This window comes from Pseudomonas sp. FSL W5-0203, from assembly GCF_001896155.1.
GTDB lineage: Bacteria > Pseudomonadota > Gammaproteobacteria > Pseudomonadales > Pseudomonadaceae > Aquipseudomonas > Aquipseudomonas paracarnis.
Window position 1 is genome coordinate 350512 of the sequence record NZ_MPOR01000001.1, and the last position, 11626, is coordinate 362137.

At 54.2% G+C, this 11626-nt stretch carries 9 protein-coding genes; all 9 read left to right on the forward strand.

The features are described 5' to 3' along the window. Window position 1 precedes the first annotated feature (1 nt). The 9 genes from BOP96_RS01715 (at window position 2) to pilN (ending at window position 11623) form a co-directional block, all read left to right on the forward strand. The gene (locus BOP96_RS01715; RefSeq protein WP_008437334.1) at window positions 2–541 is read left to right on the forward strand and encodes a DUF3158 family protein; all 540 of its coding nucleotides are present in this window, start codon (window positions 2–4) and stop codon (window positions 539–541) included. A gap of 15 nt (window positions 542–556) precedes the next feature. Then, complete coding sequence (locus BOP96_RS01720) at window positions 557–1021, forward strand: single-stranded DNA-binding protein (RefSeq protein ID WP_032877865.1); 465 nt, start codon at window positions 557–559, stop codon at window positions 1019–1021. A gap of 714 nt (window positions 1022–1735) precedes the next feature. Continuing rightward, complete coding sequence (locus BOP96_RS01730) at window positions 1736–1933, forward strand: CrpP family ICE-associated protein (RefSeq protein WP_073451702.1); 198 nt, start codon at window positions 1736–1738, stop codon at window positions 1931–1933. 99 nt (window positions 1934–2032) lie between these two features. Then, complete coding sequence (topA, locus tag BOP96_RS01735; protein ID WP_060766955.1) at window positions 2033–3937, forward strand: type I DNA topoisomerase; 1905 nt, start codon at window positions 2033–2035, stop codon at window positions 3935–3937. 110 nt (window positions 3938–4047) lie between these two features. Beyond that, window positions 4048–5928, forward strand: coding sequence for a hypothetical protein (locus BOP96_RS01740; RefSeq protein WP_060765452.1), 1881 nt, complete (start codon window positions 4048–4050; stop codon window positions 5926–5928). Beyond that, the gene (locus tag BOP96_RS01745) at window positions 5925–7880 is read left to right on the forward strand and encodes a DEAD/DEAH box helicase (RefSeq protein WP_060765453.1); all 1956 of its coding nucleotides are present in this window, start codon (window positions 5925–5927) and stop codon (window positions 7878–7880) included. Before BOP96_RS01740 ends, BOP96_RS01745 begins: the two co-directional genes overlap by 4 nt. 123 nt (window positions 7881–8003) lie before the next feature. Further along, window positions 8004–8525 (forward strand): hypothetical protein, encoded by a 522-nt coding sequence (locus BOP96_RS01750; protein WP_060765454.1) that lies wholly within the window; start codon window positions 8004–8006, stop codon window positions 8523–8525. Between the two features lie 126 nt (window positions 8526–8651). Then, window positions 8652–9809, forward strand: coding sequence for a PFGI-1 class ICE element type IV pilus protein PilL2 (gene pilL2, locus BOP96_RS01755; RefSeq protein ID WP_060765455.1), 1158 nt, complete (start codon window positions 8652–8654; stop codon window positions 9807–9809). After that, window positions 9809–11623 (forward strand): PilN family type IVB pilus formation outer membrane protein, encoded by a 1815-nt coding sequence (pilN, locus tag BOP96_RS01760; RefSeq protein ID WP_060765456.1) that lies wholly within the window; start codon window positions 9809–9811, stop codon window positions 11621–11623. Before pilL2 ends, pilN begins: the two co-directional genes overlap by 1 nt. The last annotated feature ends 3 nt before the right edge of the window (window positions 11624–11626 follow it).

Below are 11626 nucleotides of genomic sequence, written 5' to 3' on the forward strand. Positions count from 1 at the left end.
CATGGGCCAGATTCCCTCCAATGATGGGTCGCTGCAACAGACCGCCTTCCGGCCACTGCAACAGGAAGCCTTTCAGCGACTGCAACAGGCTGCCTCACTAAAGGGCCTTTTAAAGCCTTTTAAAGGTAAGGGGGAGCTGACCCAATTTGCCGATCTTTGCCGAGCTCAAGAATCGGACCTGAAAGCTCTTGCCCAGGAAGTGCTGAGCCAGGCCCGTCGATATCCATTCACCCTTGTTCCAGTGCGGTTGACTGAGCAGAACACCCAAGCCGGCACCCAGTTTTTGAGATGGCAGCAGGTGACAGATCGGCGGATGGGCGTAGGGGTTTGGGCAGAAATGATGGGCTCACCCAGAACACCGGAATCCATGCTGCAGGATCTTTACGTGATGGAGCTGCAGCGCATCACCCTAAACATGCAAATGAGTTTGCTGCACTCAATCACCAAACAGGCCGCCGAGTGCGCAGAAAAAATGGGCCAGGCAGAGGCCGTGTATACCGCTCGCCTGCAGCAGCTCAACAACCCAACGCAACACCAATAACCTCGGAGAATACTCATGGGCACGCCCGTACAAGGCTGGGAAGGCAATATCGGTTCTGCACCGGAATTCAAAGAATTCCCCAACGGCAATAAAGACCCACGTCGACTTATGCGAGCCAACGTTTACTTCGACAATTCGATTCCGGATGGCAAAGGCGGCTACGAAGATCGTGGCGGTTTTTGGGCGAACGTGGAGTGGTGGCACAAGGACGCCGAGCATTATTCCCAACTGTTTCAGAAAGGTATGCGAGTGCTGGTTTCCGGTCGCGCTGTTATGGACCGCTGGAAGAACGACGAAGGAGAATTCGAAGCTTTGAAAATTCAGGCCAGCCGGGTCGGCATGCTGCCGCACCGCGTGACCATGGTGAATCTGGCGCCTTCGCAAAACCAGAGTTCGCAACAGTCCAACAGACCCGAATCGCGGCCGCAGCCAGCTCCAGGCCCGGATGAATATCCGGATACCGATCCACCGCAATTCTGAAAACAGGGGGCTTAATTTTTCGGCCCATTCGTGTAGCTGTCGGTGTTGGGGGAAACAGCTCATCGTTTCCCCCAACCTCATTAGGGAACCACTATAAATTAGGACGTGCTGATGGATGAAGTTTTGAGGGACCCAACAGGGTACGTTGTCATTAGCGCAGAGCACCCAGCTTTAGGCCGTGTTTACTGGGCTTACTTTGATGAAAGCGAGGTGAATGCTCCGGACTACTACGGGCTCACCCTGGACCTAAACCGAGCATCATGGGCTCCAGTTGGGTGGCGAACGGGAGAGTATCTGATGGGGGGCGTGGAGAAACCGACCTTGATACCTGGCAAGCCCGCCGATTTATAAACACCTTGCTCGATGAATACCGCTTAGATACTGAATACCGCGTCGACTTTCACGAAATGGATGACGATACTGAACACTTATACGGTACGCTGGAACAACTACGTGTTCAAAGCGGACAATCTACTCGGGACTTCATCGCGTGGATCAGAGCTGCGAACTGGACGGACGAGCCGGCTACGAATTGACATAAAGCCCGCCAATTGGTTGGCAAAAAATCGCGCCATTCGTTAACTTTCAGGTTGAGTCATACTTCCATTCGACTATCTCAAGCACAGAAGTTTAAAACTTCTGTATTTGAGGCAAAAAATGCTCTATTCGTGATGTTACAGTCTAATAGATCTGTTCTTCGGGGACCGATAGCCAGTGGCGCAATCTCGAACTTTTTTGAAACCAGCAGATAGGCGGCAATTCAATAACCCTCATACTGCCGTTCAAACAGCCGGTGCTGACGCCGCCCGAAAAGGGCTACGGGTGTATGACTGCCCTTACCACCATCCTGCGATGCGCGCGTCGTGGCTAAAGGGCTTTGCCCAGGAACAGCAGCTGACGCTGAACCTCTAGCCGCTAAAAGCCTCCCGTTGTGCATTGACCATTTCCCATTGAAGCCCTACCTGCCATGACGTGACAGTCCCTCTCTGCATAATTGAGAAGGGGCACACCGTGAAGCTATTGATCATCGAGGCACCTGGGAAGCTCAAAAAGCTTCAGCCAATGATGAAGAAGCTGCGCCCAGGCGAAGACTGGTTGGTTGTCGCCAGTGGTGGGCACATACGTGACTTGCCGGCCAGAGGGCAGGACGACAGCATGATCACCACAGGCGTCCGTAAAAATTACACACCGGTGTACGAGATCCTGGATAAGAGCGCTAAGGCCGTGCGGACCATCAAGGCCGCAGCTAAACAGGCCGATGAAATCTACCTCGCAACCGACCCGGATCGCGAAGGTGAAAGCATCAGCTGGCACATCCAGCAGGTACTGGCGGTCAAATCCTACAAACGCATCACCTTCAATGAAATCACCCTCAAGCGTGTCGCAGAGGCTCTAGCCAATCCTCGCCAAATTGATTTGAACAGAGTCGCGTCACAAGAATGCCGGCGTGTACTTGATCGCTTGGTGGGTTACCTGGTGACTCAGGAACTACGCCGACTGATGGGCAAGCCCACCTCTGCAGGCCGCGTGCAATCGCCTGCCGTATACCTGGTGGTTTTGCGCGAGCGCGAGATCCGCAACTTTCAGGTAGTCAACCACTTCGGTGTGCGTCTGAACTTTGCGGATATGAATCAGGGCACCACCTGGTATGCAGATTGGCAACCGGTACCGGATTTCGCGAGCAAAGACTTTCCTTACGTTCAAGACGCCAACCTGGCCCAACTCGTCGCCGGCACACGTAATGTCGTCGTCGAGTCCTGTGAAGACCGCAAGGCCGAGCGTCACCCACCCGCGCCCTTCATCTCTTCCACACTTCAACAAGCAGCCAGCAACGCCTTGAAATGGGACCCGGACAAGACCATGCAAGTCGCCCAGCGATTGTATGAACAAGGCGTCATTACCTACCACAGGACGGATAATCCCAACGTACCAGACGAGACCATGGAGGATATTAGAACCGTAGCTAGATCTATCGGGTTGAAGACCGTCGACGTGCGACGTACATTCAAGGCCGCCGAAGGCGCGCAGGAAGGCCACCCCGCTATTACGCCGACGCATTGGGCTGATGCAAAAGCCGGTGAAAACGACGAGGAGCTCGCCCTGTACAAGTTGATTTGGGTCCGGGCGCTGGCCAGCCAGATCGAAGCGGCGGTATTCGACGTGCGTGCTGTAAAACTGCTCGCGGTTGGCCCAAATGGCAAGGCACTGCGATTCAATGCAACTGGTGAAACCCTTTTTCATCCTGGGTGGCGGAAACTGCTCAAGGGCGATGACACAGACGATGAGGAAGATGCAGCAGCGAGCAACCCAGTTCCTGCACTCACACCAAAACAGATCCTCTCTGTGCACAACGGAGAACTGCTGAAGAAGAAAACTCAGCCGCCATCCCGCTACACCAAGGCCAGTCTAATCAAAGAAATGGAGCGCCGCGGTATTGGTCGTCCCAGTACGTTCGCCTCGATCTTGAAGAACATCACCAGCAAAGGAATGATTGAGGAAAAAAGCCGCAAGCTGGTACCGGCGCCGCTGGGGGAGGAAACAATCGCGAAGCTGGAAGGGTTCTACAGTTTCGTGGAGCTCGATTTTACGAGGGAGCTGGAGCGCGATTTGGACAAAATCGCCCAGGGCCAAGACACCTATGGAGCTGTCGTTGCGCGTCTGCATAGACGCCTGGAAGAGGAACTGTCTCAGCAACGTGGAATGCCGAGTGTGCCGATGGCGTCCGCTCCACGCCCAGCCACAGCAGGTGGCGCTTTCAACTGTCCCAAGTGCAATCAACCCCTCGCAAGGCGACAAAAAAAAGGGGACGGTGGCTATGACTTTTGGGGTTGCACAGGCTTCAAATCGAATGGATGCAAGGTGAGTTTTCCAAACTTGAATGGCAAACCAGATCTCAATAAACCCAGAGGGGTGTGACTTCTGCCATTGCCGATATAAATCACCGACAACGCCGTTACGCATTAACCCTAGAAGCCCACCATTCCTATACCTGACAGTCCTCTGCGAAATTGCAGAGGAGGTCATGGGTGAGCGTACAGAAGAGACAATCGGTGGTGGGGCTGCGCATCTTAGCGCCGAAGCTGGAGAAGTTCTCAGACCGGCAAATTGAAGTCGCCCAGACCTGGGCTTTACAATTTAACGTACCGCCCTCCCAGCTGACCTCCTTCATCGATACCTATCTGAGTTCCACTGTCCATACTCGTTGCTGGTGCGTAGCCCTGCCCTCTACAGATGATCAAACACGGCCGGTCCTGGCCAGAATCGGCGATCACCTCCAGTACTTCGATGGTCATCAGGTTAAGGCCTGCAAAATCTTCAGCAAGGACCGCGTGCATAAGAGAAAACCCACCGCAATGGTGGCCCAGCAGCTACTGCTCAGGTTTGAAAAACGCTGGTATGCAGACGTCCTACTGACCTCCTTCTGCAAGTCGGCTGGAGAGAGGGCGAAAGCCCTTTCGATTGAAGATCTAGGAAGCTTTAATCGCCGCGGCTTCGATTGGACGGCGAGCAACAATCGGTACTTCAATCCCCGCACCCGATTTTACCTGAAGCAGATTGGCAGCACGCTGAAGCAGTTTTGCCAGTGTCTGGACCAAGAGCTTTTATTCGCCATTCGTTCAGCGCAATGTCCCTCACCCAAGCTCTATAACTGGCTGGCTCAAGGTGACCGAAAACGCCGCCTTCAGGCCCTAAAAGCCCAGCCAGTACTGATTCCACTTCTGGTACTAGCAGATCAATGGCCGTGGCCGTGGGATGGGCAGCAGCAGGTATACATGAACTGCCCATGGGATGAACTTCAGGCGTGGCGCCCATACTGGAGTGAGGACCGTTATTTGATTTCCGCTGAAGAGTGCCTGCTAGGTCGCATAGCCGACGCGGGCCTCCCCCTTTCCGACACACTGGCTTGGCTGCTACAGGCGCCGCGCACTGCAGTGCGCTACCTGGGTCAACAGCGGGTATACGATACCGGCAGTGCATTGACCCGTATCAGCCGCGAGGGGCCACAAGGACCCTGGCATCGACTGCTGCTGGGAGCCTCACTGGGCAATCGCCGTCCTCTTAAAAAAGCGCACTGGATCACTCTCTTCGCGCTGCTGGATAAAATCCCGTATCAACTGCTGGATCAAACGCAGGACTGGAACAGGCTGCTGTCAGGGTGTCCAACTGATTGGTCGGACGACAATTGGTCCAAAATCGCCGACGACTTTCGAGACCTGAACGAGCTCTTTAACAACGTTGATGAGAGCGACGGACCAGCTTCTGGTGAAGCACTGCAGAAACTCAAAAGCTTCATTGCTACTGCTTCCTATCACCAGATCGCCAGCTTGGTGAATGGCTTTCACCTCGCGTTGATAGACATCCGTGAGGCTTTAGATGCAGTAGATCCACAAACAAGAACAGACTCTTTAACGCCCTGGAAGCCGCTGCTTTATTCAACCAGCACACCCCTCGTGAGTCCAAATGGGCTGCAAATTATCGAACTGAAGTGCCCCGCCGATCTTGATGCGGAACATCGAGCGCTGGGCCATTGCATTGATGGTTACGACTACAGTGCTTATCGGGGCATCTGCCGTCTTTTTTCGGTTCGCGAAAACGGGAAATCGTTGGCCTCTGCAGAAATCCAAATGGATGAAAGTGCCTGGGGCGAAACGTTAGCAAAATTGACTCCCAAACACCTGGTGACGATACAACTGAGAGGGCTCCGCAATCGCACACCTAAGTCGGGCTCCAGGGTTGACCGGGCCTATCAATGGTTTTGGGCAAAGATCAAATCGGGTGAGCTCGCCATTAACCTGGAATGGCCTGACCAAACACTATCCATGTCGCGCTATACAAATCGAAACCGGAAAAAAATGCATGCCCAGGCCTGTGCGGAATGGATCAACCAACGATTGAGCAGGACATGAGTCGTCCACGTCTGATGAACCGCCGGCAGGACCTGGTCGAAAAAGTCATTTTTGACGGCTATGACTTCGGGGTCTTAATGCAATACGTTGAGGGTGCGAACCGGCTGTTTCTCGAACGTAATGGTTTCTATATTCGGCGTGCCGAGCATCCTCAACATCGCTATTGGCGATTACCAAAAGGCAAGTTGCTGGATGACCTGGATGTGCTCTTCCACCGTTTGATGGAGTTGTCCGAGGACCGTTTCAATGAAAGTTGGGAGACGTTTTCACATAAAATCACAGCCGCACAAAACGACCCAGATCGGCAGGCATTCACGTGGGGGCTGACCTTTCGGATAGCTCCACTCGTTCAGGGCGGGATCCTGCTGTCAGGTGACTACCATCCTGGCGCGGTCGCCGTTTCAAGGCGCATGCACGGCGTGTTTCTCGGGCATTCCAAGTCCTGGCGCATCGACGCTGGTGCGGAAGTGGTGCGAAGCAACCTGATCCTGGAGCTTGGAATGTCGGAGGATCAGTTCGAGATCCTCGACACCGTGCAAGAGCTGCTGACCGACGGATCCGTTGTTCCAGCTGATGAAATCACCCGCATCAGTCTTGGTGGACCTCCACAAGAGCGCGCTGTAAAAGCGGCTGATGACAGCACCTCAACCGATGTGTATCTAGCCGCGGTGCCCTCAATCGAGCGCACCGGGTTCACCACCGAACAGATTAACCAGGCATTGGCTGGTTATTCTTTGCTGGACCATCAACCGGCAGGCATCCGTCACTTGCTACAGCGCACAAGCGCCTTGCTTGCGGATGACATGGGGCTGGGCAAAACTCGCCAGGCAATCATTGCCGCTGCAATTCGAGCAGCTGATAGGCCCATCTTGGTAATCACGCTGTCGACGTTGATCATCAACTGGCAACGCGAAATCCAGATGGTGTATCCCGAGGCCACAATCGGCCAACAGGTCTTTGATCCCTCTTCGCAATGGATTATCACCAACTACGAACGCCTGGGCGACTTTGTTCTGCATGCAGGACACTTTGACGTGATGATCATCGACGAGGCGCACCGCCTGAAAGAGCCGACCGCCGCGTGGACACGTCACGGCTTCGACATTGCCGCCAAGATACCCAACCGCTACCTGCTGACGGGTACGCCAGTCCTCAACCGAGAATCTGAGCTGCACACGCTGCTACGGCTATCCGGCCACCCCGTTGGGAAACTGCCCTTGAAAGAATTCTGCGAACAGTTCGCCGGCAGTCAGGATTTCCGCATGAATCTGCGGGACGCAATCGGCGATTGGATGCTTCGTCGACGCAAGGATGTCTTGCCCGGTCTCAAAGGCAAACAGCGCCAAACGTTACCCGTCGAGCTCACTGCTGAAGAGCGCAAGCAATACGATCAGATTCGCCTTGAAGATCGACCCAGCCTCGCCAGGTTGGGATCACTGCGCCAGTTACTCGAGCAGGTGAAGGTTCGGGTTGTCATGGATTTGCTGTGCGAACTGGACGCGGAGGACAAAGTCATCTTGTTCTGTGAGTTCAAGGATACGGTAGGAACACTTCGCACTCGGTGCAAGCAAGCTGAGTACGGGTGCGTCACGGTTGTCGGCAGTGACTCTGTAGGTAAACGGCAGAAAGCGATCGATCAATTCCAAAGTGATCCAGAAACGCGAATCTTTGCCGCCACTACCTCCGCAGCCGGCACCGGCAACAACCTCACTGCGGCCAACTATGTCATGTTCCTGGGCCTGCCCTGGACGCCAGGATTGCAGGACCAGGCAGAGGACAGGGCCTATCGGAATGGGCAATTGCGCATGGTCGTGGTGAAAATTCCGCTGGTGGAAAACACAATCGACCAGATGCTTTGGCAAATGCTGCAGGATAAGCGTCAGTTGGCAAGTGACCTCATTGAACCCGATCCTGTAGCCAACGCCAGATCTGACCTATTGAACTACGTGTAACTTTACATTCTTGCTCCTGCACGGTGCGGAAATCCGAGACTAAGGTCATGAGGCAAGGTTTTCATACGATTTTTTTTATGAAAGAATTCTCGCGAGGCTATCAGCAATGCCCCTGGAGTTTTTATGCGCAAAACGGCGTTCCCCAAAAAACTGTATTTCTTATTAGCCACTGCTCTACTATGGGGAGTGCTCGCCTATTTAAGTCGTTATGAAACTCATCTTCCCGTAAGAAAAGTATTCAAGCTCATCGGATTCGGCAATGCGAGCTTGATTGAACACTTCACAGGAGGATTTGCGGCCACTGCTGTCTTTCTGGCGATACTGCTTTTTGCATTGTCCGTCACATCAAAAGCCCGGTTTATAAAAAGTCCTATCCGAGTATTGGCATTTGGGAAATTCCGCAGATGGTTAATGACCAGAACCCGCCCAGCTTACATCACTCATTGGACGGCAATCCTTGCAAGCGCTTACATCGTAATATCTTTAGCGTGGGAGGTCGGCCAAATCGAGAAGCATGGTTTTTTCCAGCTCGATCAGTTCGGTATGGATCTCATGGGTGCTCTCGCATTTTGTTTATGCATGAGGGTACTTCTTAAAAAAAACCTTCAACACGCCAGAGCACATCGCTCATTTTCCTTGGTGTGAGAAATAGCAACGAGAGCCGTGGTAGCGGTTACGTAAATACCTAAAGACGCAGTTTTCTATTTCCTACTGCGCAGCTGATACCAGCCTGTCACCGTTCCCCTATCATTACAGGGGGCCTCTCGGCACATGATCAGGCACGTCACCACGCTCTCGCTTCTAGCGTTAATCGCCAGTTGCACGACCCAAACGGCGCAGACACCCAAGCCCGCTTTCGACAGCAGTCGCACTCCGGACATGTTGACGCCAGACCTCTATCCTGGCGGCGCCGTTCCTGAAAAAGAACCAGTAGTGCGCTATGGCCGCTACACCCTCGTCAGCACGCTGCCAGATTCTGGCCAACGTGACCTGATGGCTCAGATTATCGACATCAGCATTCCAGCCAACATGCACCCAAATGTGCGTGAGGCCATGCAGTACGTGGTGGACCGTTCAGGTTATACGCTTTGCTCGGCAGACTCTGGCCACGTCAACATCCTTTACACCCGACCACTCCCAGCAGCCCAATATAAACTTGGCCCTATGACCCTGCGTAACACCCTGCAGGTGCTCGCAGGTCCGGCCTGGCAGGTGAAGGTCGACGAGGTCAACCGTCAGGTGTGCTACGTCCTGCGCCCTGGCTACCAGCTCCCGGACTCTCCACGTCCTGCATCAACTCAGATTGCTCAACTCAACACATCGTCAGCTGCACAGCCTATCGCAGCGAAGAGCAATAACAATGATGCGGGCAGCCAAGTAGTAGTCGCCGCCGTTCCCCAAACAGCGCCTTTCACAACAACGGCATCAGCCGCTACCCCTGTGGCGAACGCTGCACCAGCCAAAACCGTGGCCCCTCCTACGGTAATTACCAAGGATGGCTCTACAAAAGAAACGTCTGCCTTGCCGACTCAGAGTCCGGCCTCGACCTCGTCCAGCAACCCAAATGCCAAGGCCGCTTCAACTCCGAAACTGGTCACCGCGCCGTCCGCAGTTTCTGCAGCGCCAAAGCCGGTTGCGACGGACATTGCAGCGCCGAAGCCGTTGGCCCAGACATGGACGGCTTCAACTGGCTCAACCCTTCGTCAAACCGTCGAAGGCTGGGCTGAAAAAGCGGGCTGGAAACTGATGTGGCAAGTCGATGATTTGGATTACTCAATTGACGCTCCACTTCGATTTGAGGGCAGTTTCCAAGAAGCCATTGGGTCGATTTTCCCACTCTACGACTCGGCTCCACGGTCCTTTCTGGTCGACGTGGTCGACAGCAACTCCTCACAGCGGCTGATTTTTATTACAGAGAGGAACAAATGATGACTGCTCGTCTCTGGATCAAAGGCACAGCCTTGTCACTTATGGTCACGCTGGTGAGTTCCTGTTCGCTGCAGCGTGTGAATGAATCGGCCAGCCGAGCTGAAAATGACGCTGCGACAGCCTCCCAATACAGCCGATTTCTGAGAAATCAGCAGCAAGAGTCCGCGCGCGCTACGGTGGTGTTCAGCGATAAACCATGGGTATCCAAAAAACCGCTGGTCGCCAAGCGTGGTTTACCGCTGACCATGGATTGCGACATCACCTACCGCCCTTCGTATAACGTTGGGATCGCTGAGATCGCGCAGTACATCACTAGCGAATGTGGTGTTCCGGTCATCGTAGCCCCTGATGCAATCGACCCAAGCGTCCTTTCCAGTTCGACGCAGGGCAACTCAGGACCTGCAGTTCCACCTGGTTTGGGCTCTGCCGACAACCTGACCAACTTCATGCCCGCCGGCGTCATCGGCAATGTTCCGAGCAACGCCCGCTCAATGAATTCGATTGGGCTGACTGCACCCAACACATTCCCCATTAAGTACAGCGGCAAGCTGTCAGGGTTGTTGAATCAAGCGACCTCCCAGTTGGGCTTAGCGTGGAATTATTCCTCCGATGATCGAAGCGTGCATGTCACTTACTTCGACACCAAGACGTTCGACGTCTGGGCATTTGGTGATGACCAGGTCATTGAAAGCACAGTGAAGTCGGGCTTGCTGACCGCTACAGGCAGCGGGAGCAGTTCCGGTGGTGGTGGCGGCGGATCTTCGTCGACAGGTGCATCGGGTGAATCAGGCAGCAACCAGAGCACCACCGTTACCATCAAGACCTCGCTGATCGGAGACATTGAAAAAAACGTCAAGGCGATGCTGAGCCAACAGCCCCAAGGTCGGATGTTCCTCTCGCGTTCCACTGGCACCCTGACGGTAAGTGATCGACCAGAAGTACTCTCAAACGTTGCTAAATACCTGAATTCGATCAACAGCAGTATCACCCGTCAGGTGTTGTTCAACGTCAAAGTTTTCGAGGTAACTCTCACCGACACAGACCAGACCGGCCTGGACTGGACGGCTGTCTATACGTCCTTGAGCAACAAATGGGGCTTTTCGCTGAAGAATGCCACAACCGGCATAAGCACGGGCGCGGTGTCGGGCTCGTTGAGTATTTTGGACACGTCGAAGTCTCCTTGGGCTGGCTCCAACTTAATCATCAAAGCACTTTCCGAACAGGGCCGAATCTCGAACGTTCGCTCGCCGTCGGTCACCACGCTAAATCTGCAGCCGGCACCCATCCAGATCGGCAACGTAAAGAGCTATGTCGCATCAAGCTCGACAACCACTACGGCTTCCGTTGGATCGTCTACTTCGCTCACCCCCGCGACTATCACCAGCGGCTTCAACATGATGTTGCTCCCTCGAATCATCGACCAGGACAACATGTTGCTGATGATCACCCTGAGCATGAGTAGCAAACCGACCTTCACCACTTTTACGAGCAACGGCTCCAGTGTCCAGACAGCGGATTACGACACCAAGAACCTGTCGCCCAAGGTCAAATTGCGCAGCGGTCAAACCCTCGTACTGACTGGTTTTGAGGAGAACAGCGAAAACGCAACCAAGTCTGGCGTAGGGGATCCTGGATTCTTCGGTTTGGGCGGCAGCCGTGTCCGCACCACAGGGCACAGCGTACTCGTAGTGCTGATTACTCCTGTTGTTGATAGCGACACAGGCAGCCCCAGCGCGGTGATTTCACCTGCTGCCAACGAGCCTTGGGGCTCTTGCCCTACCCCACTGCTGCATTGCACAGGTTCCAAGGGGTAAGCC

What these genes read in the sequence shown, in the direction of transcription:
- BOP96_RS01715 (WP_008437334.1), top strand. Translation starts at nt 2, where the DNA reads ATGGGCCAGATTCCCTCCAATGATGGGTCGCTGCAACAGACCGCCTTC.
- BOP96_RS01720 (WP_032877865.1), top strand. Translation starts at nt 557, where the DNA reads ATGGGCACGCCCGTACAAGGCTGGGAAGGCAATATCGGTTCTGCACCG.
- BOP96_RS01745 (WP_060765453.1), top strand. Translation starts at nt 5,925, where the DNA reads ATGAGTCGTCCACGTCTGATGAACCGCCGGCAGGACCTGGTCGAAAAA.
- BOP96_RS01750 (WP_060765454.1), top strand. Translation starts at nt 8,004, where the DNA reads ATGCGCAAAACGGCGTTCCCCAAAAAACTGTATTTCTTATTAGCCACT.
- pilL2 (WP_060765455.1), top strand. Translation starts at nt 8,652, where the DNA reads ATGATCAGGCACGTCACCACGCTCTCGCTTCTAGCGTTAATCGCCAGT.
- pilN (WP_060765456.1), top strand. Translation starts at nt 9,809, where the DNA reads ATGACTGCTCGTCTCTGGATCAAAGGCACAGCCTTGTCACTTATGGTC.